This is a genomic window from Desulfobacter vibrioformis DSM 8776 (genome assembly GCF_000745975.1).
Classification (GTDB): Bacteria; Desulfobacterota; Desulfobacteria; order Desulfobacterales; family Desulfobacteraceae; genus Desulfobacter; species Desulfobacter vibrioformis.
In genome coordinates this window covers 16354-35149 of record NZ_JQKJ01000010.1, presented here as the reverse complement: position 1 = coordinate 35149, position 18796 = coordinate 16354, and the positions used below count along the sequence as shown (strand labels likewise).

General features: G+C 52.1%; 16 protein-coding genes. 3 read left to right on the top strand and 13 right to left on the bottom strand.

All coding sequences use genetic code 11. The features are described from left to right. Window positions 1–221: 221 nt before the first annotated feature. From Q366_RS07600 to Q366_RS07590, 3 genes are read left to right on the top strand one after another with little or no spacing between them, the layout of a single operon-like run. Complete coding sequence (locus Q366_RS07600; protein WP_035237789.1) at window positions 222–1352, top strand: class II glutamine amidotransferase domain-containing protein; 1131 nt, start codon at window positions 222–224, stop codon at window positions 1350–1352. Further along, window positions 1316–2950 carry a glutamate synthase-related protein gene (locus Q366_RS07595; protein WP_035237787.1) on the top strand — a complete coding sequence of 545 codons (1635 nt, stop codon included), beginning with the start codon at window positions 1316–1318 and terminating at the stop codon, window positions 2948–2950. The genes Q366_RS07600 and Q366_RS07595 overlap by 37 nt, the downstream gene beginning before the upstream one ends. Window positions 2951–2963: 13 nt before the next feature. Continuing rightward, entirely contained in the window at window positions 2964–5294 is a 2331-nt protein-coding gene (locus Q366_RS07590; protein ID WP_035237785.1) for an FAD-dependent oxidoreductase, read from the top strand. A gap of 103 nt (window positions 5295–5397) precedes the next feature. Here the strand turns inward: Q366_RS07590 and rfbB are convergent, their stop codons facing one another. The 13 genes from rfbB to Q366_RS07525 form a co-directional block, all read right to left on the bottom strand. Then, window positions 5398–6480: a dTDP-glucose 4,6-dehydratase gene (gene rfbB / locus Q366_RS07585; RefSeq protein WP_035237784.1), complete on the bottom strand. Its 1083-nt coding sequence runs from the start codon at window positions 6478–6480 to the stop codon at window positions 5398–5400. Continuing rightward, window positions 6477–7340: a dTDP-4-dehydrorhamnose reductase gene (gene rfbD / locus Q366_RS07580; protein ID WP_035237782.1), complete on the bottom strand. Its 864-nt coding sequence runs from the start codon at window positions 7338–7340 to the stop codon at window positions 6477–6479. Before rfbD ends, rfbB begins: the two co-directional genes overlap by 4 nt. Then, entirely contained in the window at window positions 7337–7885 is a 549-nt protein-coding gene (rfbC, locus tag Q366_RS07575) for a dTDP-4-dehydrorhamnose 3,5-epimerase (protein ID WP_035237779.1), read from the bottom strand. The genes rfbD and rfbC overlap by 4 nt, the downstream gene beginning before the upstream one ends. Then, the gene (rfbA, locus tag Q366_RS07570; protein WP_035237777.1) at window positions 7882–8772 is read right to left on the bottom strand and encodes a glucose-1-phosphate thymidylyltransferase RfbA; all 891 of its coding nucleotides are present in this window, start codon (window positions 8770–8772) and stop codon (window positions 7882–7884) included. Before rfbA ends, rfbC begins: the two co-directional genes overlap by 4 nt. A gap of 293 nt (window positions 8773–9065) precedes the next feature. Continuing rightward, window positions 9066–10289 carry a LeuA family protein gene (locus Q366_RS07565; RefSeq protein ID WP_245619902.1) on the bottom strand — a complete coding sequence of 408 codons (1224 nt, stop codon included), beginning with the start codon at window positions 10287–10289 and terminating at the stop codon, window positions 9066–9068. Beyond that, the gene (locus Q366_RS07560) at window positions 10286–10594 is read right to left on the bottom strand and encodes a (2Fe-2S) ferredoxin domain-containing protein (protein ID WP_035237775.1); all 309 of its coding nucleotides are present in this window, start codon (window positions 10592–10594) and stop codon (window positions 10286–10288) included. The genes Q366_RS07565 and Q366_RS07560 overlap by 4 nt, the downstream gene beginning before the upstream one ends. A 193-nt stretch (window positions 10595–10787) precedes the next feature. Then, window positions 10788–12110: a nitrogenase cofactor biosynthesis protein NifB gene (gene nifB, locus Q366_RS07555; RefSeq protein ID WP_245619901.1), complete on the bottom strand. Its 1323-nt coding sequence runs from the start codon at window positions 12108–12110 to the stop codon at window positions 10788–10790. A gap of 16 nt (window positions 12111–12126) precedes the next feature. Then, window positions 12127–13539 (bottom strand): nitrogenase component 1, encoded by a 1413-nt coding sequence (locus tag Q366_RS07550; RefSeq protein WP_035237771.1) that lies wholly within the window; start codon window positions 13537–13539, stop codon window positions 12127–12129. After that, window positions 13536–14912 (bottom strand): nitrogenase iron-molybdenum cofactor biosynthesis protein NifE, encoded by a 1377-nt coding sequence (nifE, locus tag Q366_RS07545; RefSeq protein ID WP_035237770.1) that lies wholly within the window; start codon window positions 14910–14912, stop codon window positions 13536–13538. The genes Q366_RS07550 and nifE overlap by 4 nt, the downstream gene beginning before the upstream one ends. A gap of 25 nt (window positions 14913–14937) precedes the next feature. Beyond that, on the bottom strand, window positions 14938–16314 hold the full coding sequence (locus Q366_RS07540; protein ID WP_035237768.1) for a nitrogenase component 1: 1377 nt from the start codon (window positions 16312–16314) through the stop codon (window positions 14938–14940). A 47-nt stretch (window positions 16315–16361) separates the two neighbouring features. Further along, window positions 16362–17993, bottom strand: coding sequence for a nitrogenase molybdenum-iron protein alpha chain (gene nifD, locus Q366_RS07535; RefSeq protein WP_035237767.1), 1632 nt, complete (start codon window positions 17991–17993; stop codon window positions 16362–16364). A gap of 36 nt (window positions 17994–18029) precedes the next feature. Next, window positions 18030–18410 carry a P-II family nitrogen regulator gene (locus Q366_RS07530; protein ID WP_035237765.1) on the bottom strand — a complete coding sequence of 127 codons (381 nt, stop codon included), beginning with the start codon at window positions 18408–18410 and terminating at the stop codon, window positions 18030–18032. Then, window positions 18407–18766, bottom strand: coding sequence for a P-II family nitrogen regulator (locus tag Q366_RS07525; protein WP_035237764.1), 360 nt, complete (start codon window positions 18764–18766; stop codon window positions 18407–18409). The genes Q366_RS07530 and Q366_RS07525 overlap by 4 nt, the downstream gene beginning before the upstream one ends. Between the last annotated feature and the right edge of the window lie 30 nt (window positions 18767–18796).

Sequence of the window (18796 nt, the reverse complement as noted above, 5' to 3'; positions counted from 1 at the left end):
TTTGCAGAATATGAATATGGATTTATGGTTAAAGACCTATTTTTTCAAGTAGTTATTTGACATCTTCTGTGTTCCCGCATTACCCCCCTCTGCCGCAACCATCCTTAACGGAAAAATAAAGATTGACAGTCTTTATAAGTGCCTTTAGTCTTTAAGTTTCGAAATTTTGGCCCGCAGTCTTTTGACTGTTTAAAGAAAAGACCATAAGGAGTTAATAAAGTATGTGTCGTCTGTTTGCAATCACCAGCAAGGATCCTCAATCGCCCATGCTGGCCATCAAAGCCCTTGACGTAATGAAGGAAGGGCATGACGGCTCCGGCGTGGGGCTTTTGCTCCAGGACCTTGGTGGCACTTTTGAAGAGATGAAAGATGCCCCGATCCTGTCGGGAATCTTTACCGAAGAAGGCATTTGCCGTCTGGACCTTTTTATGATGAAGCTTGGTTTCATGACCAAGCATAAAATCTCTTTGAAACCACCTAAAACCAGGGTAGAAGGTATTCCCAGACGACATATCTATCTGATCAGAGCCTATGAACTGCCCGAAGGCTGGGATGCCCTGACCCAGGAAGAGCTGGCCGTAAAACTTCTGGAAGTACGGCTTAAAATACGGGAGATGGGTGAAGAGAAAAATGATATGATCGTGTTCTCCTTCTGGCCGGACACCATCATGCTCAAGGAGATCGGGGATCCCATGAAACTGGCCGAATACCTGGGCCTTGACAGAAAAGAACTTGAAGCACGGGTTATCATGGCCCAGGGACGGCAGAACACAAATTACGCCATCAGCCTGTATGCCTGCCATCCGTTCTTTATCAAGGGATACTGCACCATGACCAATGGTGAAAATACGGCGTTTATCCCCATCAAGGATTTTCTTTCCTCAAGGAATATCCCTGGCTATACCGGCTATCAGTCCGATTCCGAAGTGTTTGCCCACATCCTCCACTTTTCCATGGAAGAGCTGGGCTTGGGCATTGACGGGTATAAACATGTGATCACGCCGCTTCAGCGCGACGACCTTGCAAAGCATCCTAATTTCGAATTTCTGGATCATTTGAAAAAAACCTGCCGCCCTTTAATTATCGACGGCCCCAATATGGTCATCGGCACCCTGCCGGATCACTCCATGTTCATGGTTCAGGACCGCAAGAAACTGCGGCCCGGCGTGGTGGGAGGCAAGCCGGGTATGTTTGCCTTTTCATCCGAGATTTGCGGGCTTGACGCCGTCATCCCTGACCGAGACAAAACCATGGACATTCAACCCATGCATCTTGATACAGCTATTGTAAGCCCTGAGCGGCAGGAGGTAAATATATGTCGTCAAACAGAAGCCTTGAACCTTCCTCTTTAAGCCTGAATGATCTGCCCTGGCAGATCGAATATAATAATGACCGGTGTACCCTGTGCGGACAGTGTACGGCTGTGTGTCCGGTCAAGGCCATCGCCCTTCATCCGTTCCAGAAACGGATTGTAAAAACATCTGTGGGCAAAAATGCCGAGCACAGTAATGCCTATGACACCTTTTACGGTATCCGGCAGGACACCCGGGTTGAAAATGCCTGCATCGGCTGCGCCATGTGTACCCTGGTCTGTCCCAATGATGCCATCCGGCCCAAGCGAAATCCGGGCCTGGACAGGATGAAATTCCATATCAACCAGCATGGTATTCCCCGGCGCAGAGGCGGCCGGCGCAACGATTCTGGATCAGTACTCGACAGAATCAAGTTCACCAGAATCTCCATGCTCACGGACCCGGCCCTGGATGCCGGACGCCATGAATTTGAGATGAGTACCCTTCTGGGCCGGGTGCTTCCCCCCAGGGAAAACATGAAATGCCTGCGGGAAAAGGGATGGATCCCGCCGGTCAGGGAAATTTATCCTTTGATCATCGGCGGCATGTCCTTTGGAGCACTCTCCCCGACCATGTGGGAAGGCTTGCAGATGGGGGTTGCCTACCTGAACGAAGAGATGGGCATGCCCGTCCGCATCTGCACCGGCGAAGGAGGCTGTCCGCCACGGTTACTGCGCTCCCGGTTCCTTAAATATGTAATCCTGCAGATTGCTTCCGGCTATTTTGGCTGGGATGAGATCATCCACGCCATCCCGCACATGAAAGAAGATCCCTGTGCCATTGAGATCAAATACGGGCAGGGTGCAAAACCCGGTGACGGCGGTCTTTTGATGTGGCACAAAGTGAATAAACTTATTGCCGCCATCCGGGGGGTTCCCCAGGGTGTCAGCCTGCCCAGTCCCCCGACCCATCAGACCCAGTACTCCATTGAAGAGTCCGTGGCCAAGATGATCCTGTCCATGTCCATGGCATGGGGGTTCAGGGTGCCGGTATATCCGAAAATTTCCGCTTCATCCACCTCCCTTGCGGTGATGAACAACCTGACACGTAACGAATATGCGGCAGGGCTTGCCATTGACGGTGAAGATGGCGGTACCGGGGCGGCGTATGCCGTTTCCATGGACCACATGGGCCACCCCATAGCCAGCTGTGTCCGGGATAACTACCTGAACCTGACATCTCTGGGCAAACAGAATGAAGTCCCCATTTTTGCCGGGGGGGGAGTTGGTAAAAACGGAAACATTGCCGCCAATGCAGCCGCCCTGATCATGCTGGGGGCATCCGGGGTTCAGGTTGGAAAATATCTGATGCAAGCCGCTGCCGGCTGCGTGGGCACGGAAGAAGACCGGTGCAATGTCTGCAACCTGGGTATCTGCCCCAAGGGCATCACGTCCCAGGATCCAAGGCTTTACCGCCGCCTTAATCCGGAAGATGTGGCCCAGCGCCTGGTTGACATTTTTGTCTCCTTTGACACGCAACTCAAAAAAATCGTAGCGCCCCTGGGACGCTCCACCTCCCTTCCCATCGGCATGTCCGATGCGCTGGGAATTGATGATAAAAACATTGCTGACCGCCTCAGTATCAAGTACGTGGTGTAAAGGAGGACGGGATATGAAAAAAAGCGAATACATTTTTATAGCAGGTAAAAGGGATGAAAAACGGATCTCCTCGCGGGTGCTTGAAGAGATTATTCATCAGCACGTCAAGCGGGGCAACAGGAAGCTTGAGATCCAGGCTTTTGGCCAGCACGGCATTGGCGGACGACTCTGGGATTGCGCCCCTGAAAAGATGGACATCCGTATCATTGGTCATTCCGGCCAGCGCACAGGTTCCCTGGGCACTCCCAATACCAGAATAGAGATTATGGGGCCGGCCTCGGATGATATTGGCTGGCTCAATGCCGGTGCGCAAATCATTGTGCATGGATCTGCCTCCAACGGGGCCATGAACGGCGCAGCCCAGGGCAAGGTTTTTGTGGGCGGCTCCATTGGCGCCCGGGGCATGACCATGACCAAGCGGAATCCCAGATTTGAGCCCCCTGAGTTGTGGGTGCTGGGAACGGCAGGAGATTACTTCGGCGAGTTCATGGCGGGCGGCATTGCCGTTGTCTGCGGTGTAAATGCATCTAACCCGGAACAGATTTTGGGTTACAACCCCTTGGTGGGCATGGTGGGCGGCAAGGTTTTTATCCGGGGTGAGGCCAAAAGTTATTCCGACAAGGATGCCAAGGAAGTGGATCTTGATGATCAGGAATGGGAGTGGCTGACCCTGGGCCTCAAGAATTTTCTGAAAAAAATCAAACAGCCGAACCTGTTTAAAGAGCTGACTGTACGAAAAGAGTGGCGGCTGTTTGAAGCCAAGAGTCCCCAGGAAAAGGCCGACGGGCCGGACCGCAAATCCCTGTCCTGGTTCAGAGAACAGGTCTGGGATGCGGAACTTGGCCGCGGTGGTCTGATTGGAGATCTCCAGGAAATGGAAAAGGGCACCGTGCCGGTCATTACCAAGGGTGCGTACAGAAGATATATTCCGGTCTGGGAGCAGGGAAAATATATCTCGCCCTGCCAGGCATCCTGCCCCACCGGAATTCCGGTCCAGCAGCGCTGGGCCATGGTCCGTACCGATAACATTGACGAGGCCATATCCATGGGCCTTGAGTATTCCCCGTTTCCGGCCACGGTGTGCGGTCACCTGTGCCCCAGTCCGTGCATGGCGTCCTGCACCCGGAACATGTCTTATATGGCCCCCATTAATGTCCGTCTTCTGGGCCAGGCTGCCCAGACGGCCAAACCGCCAAAACCTGCCCAAAAATCCCAAAAGAAAGTGGCTGTGATCGGCGCAGGCCCGGGTGGTATTTCTGCGGCCTGGCAACTAACCCTGAAAGGCCACACCGCCACGGTATTTGAAGCCGGCCAGACCATTGGCGGAAAAATTTCCGCTGTGATCCCCGAATCCCGAATTCCTGCCGACACCCTGAATGCTGAAATTGACCGGGCAAAGTCTTATATAAAGGATATCAGGCTGGGAGAGGAAATTAATGCGGAAAAGTTTAACGAGATAAAGAACAGCCATGACTATGTTGTGGTGGCAGCCGGTGCCAAAAAACCCAGAGCCCTTCCGGTCAAAGGTGCTGAGCGGGCTGTTTTTGCCAATGATTTTCTTGAGCAGGCCAAAGCGAACAAGATAAAACCAGGCAAAAAGATTGTGATCATCGGGGCCGGTAATGTGGGCTGTGATGTGGCCACTGAAGCCCACCGGCTGGGTGCTGTTGATATCACCCTTATTGATGTCCAGAAACCGGCTGCATTCGGCAAGGAAAGAGAGGATGCTGAAAAATGCGGGGCCCAGTTCCGCTGGCCGTTATTCACCAAAGAAATTAATTCCGATGGGGTTGAACTTAGCAATGGCGAAACGCTGTTGGCCAATACAGTGGTGATCTCCATCGGCGATGTGCCTGATCTCTCCTTCCTTGGAGAGGGGATTGAGCTTGCCAGGGGATTTGTCAAGGTGGACGAATCCGGCCGATCCTCGGATGAAAAGGTCTTTGCCATCGGGGATGCCGTGGGACCGGGACTTATCACCGATGCCATCGGGGCGGGCAGGCGGACAGCTCTGGTCATTGATCAGCTTCTCAAAGGCCAGGTACCGGATATGGACGGTCTTGCCCCCACGATCGACACCTGTCGTGTCAGTCTGACCTATTATAATCCCAGACAGGATGCCGATAATCTGGAAGCGTGCAGTCAGGACTGTGCCTCCTGCGGAAATTGCAGGGATTGCGGCATCTGCGTGGCAGTCTGCCCTGAAGGGGCCATTAGCCGGCAGGAAAAGGAAACCGGCTTTGAATACGTGGTGGATGAATCCAAATGCATTGGATGCGGATTCTGTAAAGGAGCCTGTCCCTGCGGCATATGGGAACTGATACCCAATACGCCTCTGATGTAACAACGCCCAACAATTGGGATCAAATCAACGCTTTGATTTGATTCCAATTGTTTATAGCTAGAATATCCAGCCTGCGGCCTGCCCGCACAGATTCAAATTTTTCTCACGTTTTTGAAAAACAGAGCGTATCCATGAGTGCACGCCACCAATTTTCGTGGTCCAAGTACCAGTCAACGGTTTTTTGAATTCCTGCTTCAAAGGACTCTTTGGGGTGATACCCCAATGCTGTTTTAATTTTACGGGCATCAATGGCATATCGTTGGTCATGGCCGGCCCGATCCCTTACATGAGAGATCAACTCCCGGGAAGCTCTTCCTGCGGCAGGCAACGCTTTTGGAAATTTTTCGGATAGAGAAGCCCTCTCCCTGAACCGGAGATCCGTAAGATCACAGATCAGCCTGACTATCTCTATATTCATGCACTCATTACTGCCGCCGATATTATATGTTTCCCCTGCCTGGCCTTTTTCAAGGATCAGTTCAATTCCCCGATTGTGGTCATCCACATAAAGCCAGTCTCTGATCTGCCTTCCGTCACCGTAGACAGGAAGGGATTTGCCGTCCAGGATATTGGCAATGCACAGGGGAATCAGTTTTTCCGGGAACTGAAAAGGGCCGTAGTTATTAGAGCAATTGCTGGTGGTCGTCACAAGGCCGTAAGTTTTGTGGAATGCCCGGACCAGGTGGTCTGATCCGGCCTTGCTGGCCGCATAAGGCGAATTGGGGGCATAAGGCGTTTCTTCCGAAAAAGGAGGATCATCCGGGCCAAGCGTACCGTACACCTCATCCGTGGACACGTGATGGAACCTGTGGGGAATACCGCTGCCCCGGTCCAGCCAGGCCGCTTTGGCCGCGTTCAATAGAGATAGGGTGCCGGTCACGTTGGTTCGGACAAAGGCGTCCGGCCCATGGATGGACCGGTCCACATGGGACTCGGCTGCAAAGTGAACGAGCGTATCAATTCCTTGATCCGTAAATATCCTTTCGACTAATTTCGTATCCAGAATGTCGCCGTGGACGAACTCAAATCCAGGTACATTCTTCATGGCGTCAAGATTTGCTATATTTCCGGCATAGGTCAGGGCGTCCAGCACCACTACCAGATCCGCCGGGCATTTTTTCTTCCAAAAATAGACAAAGTTGCTGCCAATAAAACCAGCCCCGCCTGTCACAAGTAAACGTCTCATACAGCCAACTCCTGCAGCATCAGTCTGAGCTGCTTTCTCCAGTGAACCGGTAAAAGGCCGGTCTGCTCCACCAGGGAGCGTGTATCCAACACACTGTAGCCCGGCCGTCTGGCCGGTGTCGGATACTCTTTTGTTCCCACCGGCGTGACGGGAATTTCCTCTGCCAACAAACCCAATGCCAGTCCCTCTTCCTGGACAGCCATGGCAAAGTCGTACCAGGAGGCCACGCCGGCATCGGTCCAGTGGAAAATCCCGCGTAAATCTTTTTCAAGGGCCGCCCAAACCGCCTTGGCCAGCCCCCTTGCCCAGGTCGGGGTACCGACCTGGTCGTCCACCACTGATATATGCTCTTTTTCCGCCATCAGCCTGAGCATGGTCTTGACAAAATTATTCCTGTGGGATGAATAAAGCCAGGCCGTCCTGATGATCAGCCCGTCTTTTCCCAGAATTTCAAGGATTGCCTTCTCCCCGCCGCGTTTGGACTGGCCGTAAACCCCAAGCGGTTGGGGCGGATCCTCCGGTAAATAGGGCCTTGAATTCTCTCCGCTGAACACAAAATCCGTAGAAATTTGGGCCAGCCGGATATGGTGTTCCCGGCACAACCCGGCCAGAACCGCCACGGCCCGGCTGTTGATCTGCCAGGCCAGTTCAGGTTCTGCTTCAGCCTTGTCCACGGCCGTGTAAGCTGCCGCATTGACGATCCGGTCCGGTTGAACGGCATTGATGCAATCCCGGAGGCTCTCCTCATTGGCCAGATCCACGTCAGGATAGCCATAAGAATGCAGTGTTATCCCTTGGGGGCATGTCCGGCCAAGCTCCCATCCCAACTGCCCGCCTGGTCCCAGCAGCAACACCTTCATGGAAACACCTCCGCCTCTGTAAACCGCTTCCCCAGCCGGTCCTTCTCTGACAGTGAAAGCCCTGTGCGCTCATCCAATGGCCAGTCAATGCCGATATCCCGATCATTCCAGATGATGGTCCGCTCATGTTCAGGCGCGTAATACGCCGTGCACTTGTATGAAAATTCAGCCAACTCGCTCATCACGTAAAACCCGTGGGCAAATCCGGGGGGAATCCACAGCATTGCACGGTTTTCATCGGACAATACCGTTCCTGTCCACTGCCCGAAGCTGGAAGAGGACCGCCGCAGATCCACCCCGACGTCAAATACCTTGCCTTTTGTTACCCGTACCAGCTTGCCCTGGGACTGCTTTACCTGATAGTGCAGCCCCCGGAGCGTTCCCTTGACCGATCCGCTGTGATTGTCCTGGACAAACGAAACATCAGCCACATGTTTTCTAAACTCATCATCCCGGAAGGTCTCCATAAAAAATCCCCTGTGGTCACTAAACACCTCAGGGGAAATCAATACCATATCCGGAATCCTCAACTGACTATATTTCATTCCGTCTTCTCTCTTCTCAACAATTCCAAAAGATATTGCCCGTACCCGTTTTTTTTAAAAATCATGGCCCGGTCCTCCACCTGCTCCGCTGTAATCCAACCCATCTGGTAGGCGACCTCCTCAAGGCAGGCGATCTTCAGTCCCTGCCTGTCCTCCACCACCTTGATGAACGACCCTGCATCCAGGAGTGATTCATGGGTACCCGTATCCAGCCAGGCCGTTCCCCGGTTGAGCCGCTCCACCCGCAGCATCCCCCTTTTAAGATAAACACTGTTCACATCGGTTATTTCAAGCTCCCCCCTGGCGGAGGGGCGGATGCTTTTAGCAATGTCCACCACTTGATTATCATAAAAATAAAGCCCTGTCACCGCATAGCTGGATGGCGGATTTTCAGGTTTTTCAACGATACTGGTCACCTTCCCGGTTTTATCAAATCCAACCACGCCGTATCGCCCCGGATCCTTGACATAGTATCCGAACACCACAGCCCCGCTCTGTTCGGCACTTATCTTTTGAAGCTTAACTGACAGCCCTTCCCCGAAAAAAATGTTATCCCCCAGCACCAGGGTAACAGGATGATCTCCGATAAAGCGTTCTCCGATGAGAAAGGCCTGGGCCAGGCCTTCGGGTGCCGGCTGGATCTCATATGATAAGGAAATTCCCCACTGGGAACCGTCATGGAGCAGGTGCCGGAACAGGGGTTCATCCTGGGGCGTAGTAATGACCAGGATATCCCGAATCCCTGCCAACATGAGCGTAGACAAGGGATAATAGATCATGGGTTTGTCATATATCGGCATGAGCTGTTTGCTTACGGAATAGGTCAGAGGATAAAGCCTTGTCCCCGATCCTCCGGCTAAGATAATGCCTTTTCTTTTATGATGCATAATTCTCCTCTATATTTCATTTCCCAGCGTCGGCTGCAGTATCCCATGGGGCAGAACGGAATTCAAGTTGCTGAGCTGTTTCATAATTAAAGTATTAGCGGGTGAGCACTGGTTGGAAAAGAGATGGAAGGAGTCGAAAATAAAATAAATTTCTTACAGAATTTGAACATGTTCGGGGCGTCATCAATTTTTTCTTGCATTAAAATTCAGTTTTTAACGCGGGAAACCCGCACCCCAATTGCCCCTCCTCATTTTCTTGTTTTTTTGACAGAAACTGAGGAGTAAGGCACTGATTAGGGACGCGGCAAGATCTGTTCGCCACGGTCTTTTCCTGTTCCACAAGAATCTTCTTCCATCTCCGGACAGTCTTGAAACGGCCCGGCGCACAATGTCCGGCGATAGATGGATTCAAGCAGTTCCGGGGATATGGGCTTGTTTGCTGCGGCAGCCGCGGCCCTGACCCGGGGCAGCAATCTTTGGGCCGCATCTGCATCAATGTTGATGTTCCGGTGGGCCAGTGCATGTTTTATGGCTGCCGAGCCTGAATGCACCCCTAAAACCATTTGTCTTGGGTTGCGCCTGCCCACCTGTCCGGGATCATATAGTTCATAGGATTGTGTATTTTTCAACAGGCCTGCGCAGTGGATCCCGGATTCATGGGAAAATATCCGTGACCCCACAATGGGTTTTGCCGCATGGATCTGCTGTCCTGAAAACCTTGCCACGGTATTGCATAACCGGGCAAGTCCTGACAGGCGCATATTACTTTTTTTTGCACCAATACCGAACAGGGCCATGGCCGTCTCTTCAAGGCGGGCATTACCTGCCCGCTCCCCAAGTCCGTTCACTGTGACACTGATGGCTTTGGCGCCTGCATCCACGGCAGACACGGCATTGGCCGTAGCCATGCCAAGGTCGTTGTGTCCGTGAAATTCCAGGGCCAGCCCGGGAAGGCGAATTAAAAGGGTCTCTATCATATCCATGAGTGCGGACGGGGTAATCATGCCCACTGTATCGGCAAGCCGTACCCGGTGGACGCCTAATTCTATGGCTTCCCGGCAGAACCGTAAAAGAAAATTCATGTCCGTGCGGGTGGCATCCTGGGCCCCCACGGATACCTGGTCAAAATACTGCCTGCTGAACCGGACGGTTTCATCCAGGGCTTCCAGCACCCACGCCTCATTTTTTTCAAAGGTCTTGAGCAGAATGGACGACGTGGGAAAACTGATGTGTACCCCGGGGGTGTTGCAGCCAATGGCCAGTTCAATATCTTTTTTGACTGCCCTGCACCAGCAGGTGAGCATGCTGGGCAAGTTCAACTGGGCAATGGCCTGGATTTCCCGGCATGCAAATTCACCCATGGCAGGGATGCCCACTTCAATCTCGTCAACACCGCATTCGGCAAGCTGACGGGCAATGGTCAGTTTTTCCAGGGGCCTGAAAAAGACCCCCGGAGCCTGTTCCCCGTCCCGAAGAGTGGTATCCACCATCCAGACCCGCAGATCATGGGTTTTCATTCCAGCACATAGTCCTCTGCCACTGTGCCGTCTTCCATGGCATCTAGAATCGCATCAATGGCTTCTTCGTTGTCCACATGTCCATACCAGATATTATCCGGATAAATCACCATGACCGGACCGTCGTCACACTGTTTCAGGCAGCAGGTGGAAGAGACCAGCACCTCTTCAAGACCCCTGTCAATCACTTCATTTTCAATATAGGCCAGAAAATCCCCGGACCCTTTTCTGTGGCATTTGCCTTTGGGTTCTCCACTGGGGCGGAAACTTGAGCATACGAGGATGTGTTTTTCAGGCTTGTTCATTTTTTTCTCCTTTAATATTCTATTAATTGGGTTTCTTAAACTTTTAATTTGGTCTCTTGATGGTGTGTTTGAATCAAAAGTTGCCCAGATGCAAGGCGCAAGTCAATTTGCAACCGGAGCAACCTGGAGGGTTGTGAGGATTGCAAATTGACTTGCAACGCCGCAGATGGGTGACTTTGGGTTCAAACACAAGTTACATGCAGCCGGTGCCGGTCCCCCGGCACTCCCCGCAGGCAGTCTGTGTCCGGACAATCAAATGATTTAACGGCTCCCCTTTTTTAAGCGCCATGAGTACAAGGTCTATCATTCCGTTAACTTCAAGGATGGTAAATCCCATGGTGCCTAGGATTTTTTTAGGGGTATCCCCTGCACCGGACACAAGAATAGTGTGACAATCTTTAATGGTCCGGGCAAGATTCTGCCATCTGGCATTCCCGTCGCCGGTTTTAGGTAAAGTCCTTTTTTCCACCAGGCTTGGGGTCTCCTGGTTTAAGTCATAGATGTGTAGTTCCGTGGCCTCCCCCAGGGGCTGATTGATCAAGGCACCTTCCCGGGTGGCCAGGGCTACATAGGGCCTTGGCGCGGAGGAATTGAACGCATAAACCTCTTCGTCAACGGACGCTTCATGGCAATACTTAGGCGCATTGGGAAACGGGATGGGTGCGGTGGCATGGTATGTCAGCCGGTCCATGAGTTTCTGGTTCAAAGGATCGTCCAGCAGGCCCACGGCATCTGCCCTGCAGCGTTTGCAATGGGTCATCTGGGGTACAAAGACCTGGGCAGCCTTTCTGATTTTCTTAACCAGATCTTTGCCCGGCTCTTCCATATTTTCAAAATTTGAACCCCTAGTGGGAAAATAGGGCATGCAATTGAAGATATCCACACCCATGTCACCCATTTTCTCTGCCACGTCTTCCATATGGTCGTCATTGATTCCGGGCAGGATAATGGAATTGACCTTAACCATAATATTGCGTTCCCTAAGGCCCTTGACCGCGGCAAGCTGACGTTCCAAAAGCAGTTCCGCCCCCTGGAGCGGACCCACGGACCGTTTGCCGTTCCTGACCCAGGCATAAATTTTTGCACCAATTGCAGGGTCAACCGCGTTGATGGTGATGCTGACATGGGTGGTATTGACGGTTGCCAGGTCATCCAGGTACGGATGAATGTTCAGGCCGTTGGTGGCCACGCAAAGCAGCATTTCCGGATACGCGGCACGCACCTTTGTCAGGGTTTCCATGGTTTTGTCGCCGTTGGCAAAGGGGTCGCCAGGACCTGCAATGCCCACCACAGCGGTGTTGGGCTTTGCCTCAACCACGTCTGCCAGGTAGGCCATGGCCTGGTCAGGGCTCAAAATGGAAGAAGTAACCCCGGGCCGGCTTTCATTGACACAGTCAAACTTTCTATTGCAAAAATTGCACTGGATATTGCAGGCCGGCGCAACCGGTAGGTGGACACGACCGAAATCCTTGCAGGATTTTTTATTAAAACAGGGATGGTGATCTAAATTCATCATAATTTTCCTTACAAATTTACATATATGAGTATCCGACTCTGGATTCGGTCTGTCTTGCCGTAAGAATCGTATTGACGATATTGTCAAACAATTGCTGGGCACCTTTGTATCCAATGTGCAGAATGCGCGATCCCCCCACCCGGTCGTGAATGGGAAACCCCACCCTGACCAGCGGGATCTTGAGCCGTCTTGCCATGGCATATCCCTTGGAGTTGCCGATAATGATTTGCGGCCGAAGGTTTTCGGGCATACCTGCGGCTGTCTCTTCCATGCAGGTGAAGTCCATGTCATTCTGGATGACAATCTGGTCAATCAAGGTTTCGGGCAGGATCGCTTCAAGGGCTTGATTAAATGTTTTGCTTTTGCCGCCGGATGCGCAGATCACGGGGATAATCCCGACTTCGGCGAGGAAGCCTGCCATGGAGACCACAAAATCCTCTTCACCGTAAATCAGTGCCCGTTTTTTCGATACATATTTATTGCCGTCCACATAGGCATCCACCAGCCGCCATTTTTCTTTCTTGTACCGCTCAGGAACGGGCCTGCCTGAAATCTGGGACAGGGCATCCAGAAAGCGGTCCGTGGCTTTTACCCCGATGGGAATGGGAAGGCGTGTGCAGGGTATGCCAAAGCGTTTGCTTAGGATTGTCCCTGCCGTCTGTGTTCCCTTTTCAGCCATCAGGCCCAGCACGGAACCCAATTCCATACTGTGGACAGCCACATTCATTTTTTCAATGGCGGAAACAGGGGTGCCTCCTTTCTGAATGGCCTGGTATTCCTGCCATGACGGTCCTTCCAGACGCTCCGAATAATCGGGCAGAATGGTCACAGGGACATGGAAATCCGCGAAAACATCTTTTAAATGCCGCAGATCTTCGTTGGAGAGCATGCCGGGAAACAGATTTATTTTTTTCTTTTTCTTGGGCCGGTAGACGATTTTTTTGCCCGCCGGGTTAAAGCGGTCCACAACGGCAGCCACGGCTCCGTGAAATCCGTCAACGTGGGTGCCGGTGTACGACGGTGTGGATACATGGACCAGGGCCGTACCGTCAATCGCATTGCCCATGCTGTTCAAAATTAACGGCACATCATCGCCGATGGTTTCGGACAGGCATGTGGTGGCGATACCGATCATCTCCGGGGAATACTGGCGTGCCACGTTTTCAATGGCCAGTTTCAGGTTGGCACCGCCGCCGAATACCGCCGTCTCCTCGGTGAAGTTGGATGAGGCAATATCCACGGGTTCCTTGAAATGGGAGATCAGGTAGCGCCGCATATAGGTGGAGCATCCCTGGGAGCCGTGAAGCAGAGGCACACAGCCTTCAATACCCTGGAACACCAGGGTCGCCCCCAAAGGTGTGCACATTTTGCATGCATTCTGGGTGGGGGTATACGATGGTGTTGTCTTATGGGATCTGCTCGGGGTCATATCACACCTTCCTTTCCGGTTGGAGTCTGTCGTCTTGGCACAAGATCCCATACCGGGCTTGTAACGGTTCCGTGTACTTCCTTTGCAAAATTGACCATGCCTTCAAATCCCACCAGGGGAATTTTTCGTTCATGGTTGTGGTCACAAAACCCAATCCCCATTTTATAGGCAATAGGGCGTTCCTTGACGCCGCCGATAAACAGGTCAGCGTCTTTTTCAACGGAATACTTGGCCAGTTCCAGCGGGTTTGAGTCATCCAGGATCACGGTGCCCTCGTTGCACATCTGTCTGAGCACTTCGTAGTCTTCCTGGGTGCCGGTCTGGGAACCTGCCAGAACCACTTCCATGCCAAGGGTTCTTAATGCCTTGATCATGGAGAATGCCTTGAACGCACCGCCCACGTATATGGCTGCTTTTTTGCCTTCAAGGTCTTTTTTCATGGTTTCAAGGCTGGGGATAATGGCCTGGACTTCTTTTTTAATCAATTCCTTGGTTTTTTTAAGCATTTCGGGGTTCTGATCAAAGAATACGGCCACCCGGTACAGGGCATCCGAGGTATCTTCAATGCCGAAATAGGAGACCCGGATATAGGGGATGCCGTACTCTTCCTGCATCTGCTTTGCCAGGTGGGTGACCGACCCTGAACACTGGACCACGTTCAGGGCGGCATTGCCCGCCTGCATCACTTCATCCACCCGGCCGTCTCCTGTGATCACAGAGACCACCTTTACCCCCATGGCTTCATAGTATTTTTTTATGATCCATGTCTCTCCGCCAATATTGAATTCGCCCAGGATATTGATGGAATCGGGGATGGTGACCCGGGGGGCTTTGTTTCTTTCAATCAGGCTGAACAAGGCGTCGCAGGCTGCCTTGTACCCGTCTTTTTTGGTTCCTTTAAATCCTTCGGAGTGGACAGGGATGACAGGAATATCGGTCTCTTTTTCCACCTGGCGGCAGACCGCGTCCACGTCATCTCCAATAATGCCCACGATACAGGTACAGTAGATAAAGGCCGCTTTGGGTGAATATTTGTCAATGAGCTCCAGCAATGCCTTTTTCAACTTTTTTTCTCCGCCGTAGATAATATCGGTCTCTGACAGATCCGTTGAGAAACTCATCCGGTGAAGCTCCGGGCCCGAAGACAGGGCGCCTCTGATATCCCAGGTATAGGAAGCGCACCCGATGGGACCGTGGATCAGGTGCAAGGCGTCGGCAATGGGGTAAAGCACCACCCTGGAGCCGCAGAACACACAGGCCCGCTGGCTGACTGCGCCGGCCAGACTTTTGGTTTCACATTCCATCTCAAAGGGCTGTTTACCCTTCTGGTAGATCTGTTTTTCCCGCTGCTTGAGTACCGATATGGAGGTCATTTTATTTATCCTTTACTGCTTTAATTTACTCTACCAGTTCAAATCGTTCTTCCGGTGCATCCCGGTCCGTGCGGTCCATAAGGACGCCCAGAATTTTTTCCAGAAGATGCAACCCGCCTTTGTATCCCACGGTGGGGATGTAGGAGTGGCCGATTCGGTCCAGGATGGGAAATCCGTGGCGTACAAACGGAATATCCTCGTCCCGGGCAATGTATTTGCCGTAAGTGTTGCAGATGAGCAGGTCCACGGGTTCGTTTTTAATCCACTGATGCAGGAGGAACAGATCGCCGGGGCACTTGACATTGATATCGTCTCCGAACCGGGCCGTGATTTCCTTTATCCGTTTGATAAAGGCCTTACCCGGGGTACCGGTAACGATATGGACCGGTTTCATGCCGATGGTGACCAGAAATTCGGTCAAGGCAATCACCTGGTCCGGATCACCGGCAATGGCCACCTTTTTGCCGTACAGGTGGGGCTGCATGTCTGAGATCACATCTAATAGCTGTCCCCGCTCCTGGGTAACCGCATCGGGTACGGACACGCCGGCTGCGATGCGCAGGGCATCAACGAACCGGTCTGTGGCCAAAAGACCGATGGGCAGATCCTGCACCTGGCAGGGAACCTTGAACTGGGCGTCAAGGGCTCTGACCGCATCTGCCGAAGCCCATTCTCCCAGCCCGATGGAGCCCCGGCTGTCACCAATACTTTTCAACGCTTTGATTGAAACGCCGCCCTTGGGGTACATATGGAATTTGCCGGTCAAAGGGCCGTTCAGAACGCCGGAGGTGTCCGGAAAGAGGATGGAGTCAATGCCCAGCATTCCGGCGATCCGTTTAATTTCAACCATGTCCGAAGGTTCCACAAATCCGGGCACAATGTTCAGTTTCCCGTTGGCCCTGCCTGTCTTTTCAGCAAGCTGGACTGCCATGGACTTAACCATGTTGGAAAAGCCTGTGACATGGGATCCCACATAGGACGGCGTTGACGTGTGGATTACATGCTTGCCTTTGGGGATTGTGCCGTCTTTATAGGCCTTCTTGACTATCTGGTTAACGTCGTCGCCAATGGTTTCCGACAGACAGGTGGTGTGAACCGCAACAATGTCCGGGTCATAGGTGGTGAACATAGTTAAAAGGGCCTGGAGCAGGTTGGCCTGGCCACCGAATACCGATGCCCCTTCAGTAAAGGATGAGGTGGCCGCCATGATGGGTTCACGGTAATGACGGGTCAGCGTGGACCTGTGATAGGCGCAGCAGCCCTGGGAACCATGGCTGTGAGGCAGGCAGCCATGGATTCCCAAGGCCGCGTACATGGCCCCGATGGGCTGGCAGGTCTTAGCCGGGTTAATGGCCAAAACTTTTCGTTCTTTAATCTCTTTGGGTGTATGTCGAAGCAGCATAAGTTTCTCCGTTTCTTGTTTCTTGTTTCTCGCTTCTTGTATCTTGATTATTCCCAGACGTACTTGGCGGATAACTCAGGTGCTTTTTGCCAAGGCGCTTCCAGGTACTGCCAGATGTTGGCGTTGAGCATGCGGTCAATTTCCTCAAAAAAGTTTACCGCCCCTTTGAATACCGCGTATGGCCCACCCGTGTCATAGGAGTGAAGCTGCTTCATGGGGATGCCGTGCTTCTGGATTGCGTATTTTTCCTTGATGCCGGCACAAAAGATGTCCGGTTTGTACATGGCGATAAGGGTTTCTGTTTCATGATGGCTGATGTCGTCGATAATCAGGGAACCCGCGTTCATCTCAGGGATCAGGCCGTCATACGATTTAAACGGATACCCCTTTTCCTCCAGGGCCTTCATCTCTTCCTCGGTCTTTCTGGGGTTGTACCGGGTTTCATCTTTTTCTATGGTCAGCTCTTCAATATTTCTGGAATCGGCATCAACCTTGATATCCGGAATGACATGGCGTCCTTCATAGTCATCCCTGTGGGCAAACTCGTATCCGGCGGAAAGCACCTTCATGCCGATATCCCTGAACAGTTCCTGGTAGTGGTGGGCCCGGGAACCGCCCACAAACATCATGGCTGTTTTTCCCTGGCACCGTTCCTTGACTTCTTTGATTTTGGCCTCAACAGGAATCATCTCCTCGGCAATGACCTCTTCCACCCGGTCAATGAGTTCCTGGTCTTCAAAATAGGCTGCTATTTTGCGCAGGCTGTTGATTGTTGACGTGGGTCCCGTAAAACTGACTTTTATCCAGGGAATGCCGTACTTTGTCTCCAGCATGTCTGCCACATAGTTAATGGATCTATGGCACATGACCGCATTAAGATCTGCGGTGTGGCAGTTGGCAAACTGGTCAACGGTGGAGTTGCCTGAAAATGTGGAAACAAGCTCAATGCCGCATTTATTCAGCAATTCGTCAATGATGAACCCGTCGCCGCCGATGTTGTATTCACCCAGCAAATTAATTTTGTATTTCGCGTCCATGACCGTGTCATCCAGGCCCACAACGTGTTTAAAAATCGTGTTGTTGGCAATATGATGGCCCGCGGACTGGCTCACGCCTTTATATCCTTCACAGGAGAATCCGAAAATATTGATGCCAAGCTTTTCTTTCATCTCTCTTGCCGCGGCATGGACATCATCGCCGATCAGGCCCACCGGACAGGTGGAGAAGATGGAAATGGCCTTGGGTTTGAAAATGTCATAGGCTTCCTGGATGGCGGCTTTAAGTTTCTTTTCCCCGCCGAAAACAATATCTTCATCCTGCATGTCCGTGGAAAAGCAGTAGGTCATATAATTTTCAGCGTCGTCTGACGGGGGACGGGTCTGGTTGCGCCGGGTCAGCCATGAATAGAATCCGCAGCCGATGGGGCCGTGGGTCAGGTTGATGATGTCCCGGGTCGGACCCATGATAACGCCTTTGCAGCCTGCATAGCAGCATCCCCTCTGGGTGATGATGCCCGGGACGGTCCTGACATTGGCTCCTACCTGGAGGCCGTCTTTTTCATCGCTTGTCACCGGCGTGATCTGTTTGGCGCGTTTCCGGGCCACTTTGGGCGGATATTTTGCCAGAATTTCTTTTTTTATATCTTCCGGGTTAACGGTGTGGGTTCGTTCGCCTGTCATATGATTACCCCTATCTTTTCTCTCATGTTGTTTTGCTTAAAATTCGTCAAGAACGGCATCTCCGTTTTCAGATGTTCTCACGGAGATGGAGTCTTCGGTGGGCTTGACCCAGATAACCCCATCTCCTGACTTTCCGGTCTGGTTGGCTTCAATAATGGTGTTTACGGTTTTTTGAACCAGTTTGTCGGGTACAACTACAAATATGGCCCGCTTGGGGTGGAGGCGGTCACTCTGGCCCAACAGGGCAATGGCCTCTTCATAGCCTTGTTCCGCACCCTTGAGCAGATCCATGTTTACCAGGCCTTTGCCGCGTCCCAGGCACTCCATGGCGGTCATGGAAGAGACGCCCGCGTCAATCAGGGCCTTTTTGGTCTTATTGATCTTGTTCATGCGGACGACAGCCATGATTTCTTTCATGATGCCACCTCTACGTCTGAATCAAGATCGATGTCCTTTTTGCCTGAGCTGATGGTATAAGACTCGATGATCGGAGAGATGAAAATCTTGCCGTCGCCAAAGGCGCCTTTCTCACCGGTCTTTGCCGTGGCTAAAATGGTTTTAAGAAGAAAATCACGATCTTTTTCATCAATCACCGATATCAGCATCTCCTTGGGAATTTCATCATAGGTAATTTCACCGATTTTTATGCCCCGCTGCTTTCCACGTCCTGCCACACTCATCCGGGTGACAGCCGGATACCCGGCTTCCATGAGGGCGGCCATGACTGCGTTAACTTTTTCAGGGCGGACAATGGATTTAATCATTACTTTCATTTAAATATTCCTTCTGGTTGGGGGTTATTG

What these genes read in the sequence shown, in the direction of transcription:
- Q366_RS07600 (WP_035237789.1), top strand. Translation starts at nt 222, where the DNA reads ATGTGTCGTCTGTTTGCAATCACCAGCAAGGATCCTCAATCGCCCATG.
- Q366_RS07595 (WP_035237787.1), top strand. Translation starts at nt 1,316, where the DNA reads ATGTCGTCAAACAGAAGCCTTGAACCTTCCTCTTTAAGCCTGAATGAT.
- Q366_RS07590 (WP_035237785.1), top strand. Translation starts at nt 2,964, where the DNA reads ATGAAAAAAAGCGAATACATTTTTATAGCAGGTAAAAGGGATGAAAAA.
- rfbB (WP_035237784.1), bottom strand. Translation starts at nt 6,480, where the DNA reads ATGAGACGTTTACTTGTGACAGGCGGGGCTGGTTTTATTGGCAGCAAC.
- rfbD (WP_035237782.1), bottom strand. Translation starts at nt 7,340, where the DNA reads ATGAAGGTGTTGCTGCTGGGACCAGGCGGGCAGTTGGGATGGGAGCTT.
- rfbC (WP_035237779.1), bottom strand. Translation starts at nt 7,885, where the DNA reads ATGAAATATAGTCAGTTGAGGATTCCGGATATGGTATTGATTTCCCCT.
- rfbA (WP_035237777.1), bottom strand. Translation starts at nt 8,772, where the DNA reads ATGCATCATAAAAGAAAAGGCATTATCTTAGCCGGAGGATCGGGGACA.
- Q366_RS07565 (WP_245619902.1), bottom strand. Translation starts at nt 10,289, where the DNA reads ATGAAAACCCATGATCTGCGGGTCTGGATGGTGGATACCACTCTTCGG.
- Q366_RS07560 (WP_035237775.1), bottom strand. Translation starts at nt 10,594, where the DNA reads ATGAACAAGCCTGAAAAACACATCCTCGTATGCTCAAGTTTCCGCCCC.
- nifB (WP_245619901.1), bottom strand. Translation starts at nt 12,110, where the DNA reads ATGATGAATTTAGATCACCATCCCTGTTTTAATAAAAAATCCTGCAAG.
- Q366_RS07550 (WP_035237771.1), bottom strand. Translation starts at nt 13,539, where the DNA reads ATGACCCCGAGCAGATCCCATAAGACAACACCATCGTATACCCCCACC.
- nifE (WP_035237770.1), bottom strand. Translation starts at nt 14,912, where the DNA reads ATGACCTCCATATCGGTACTCAAGCAGCGGGAAAAACAGATCTACCAG.
- Q366_RS07540 (WP_035237768.1), bottom strand. Translation starts at nt 16,314, where the DNA reads ATGCTGCTTCGACATACACCCAAAGAGATTAAAGAACGAAAAGTTTTG.
- nifD (WP_035237767.1), bottom strand. Translation starts at nt 17,993, where the DNA reads ATGACAGGCGAACGAACCCACACCGTTAACCCGGAAGATATAAAAAAA.
- Q366_RS07530 (WP_035237765.1), bottom strand. Translation starts at nt 18,410, where the DNA reads ATGAAAGAAATCATGGCTGTCGTCCGCATGAACAAGATCAATAAGACC.
- Q366_RS07525 (WP_035237764.1), bottom strand. Translation starts at nt 18,766, where the DNA reads ATGAAAGTAATGATTAAATCCATTGTCCGCCCTGAAAAAGTTAACGCA.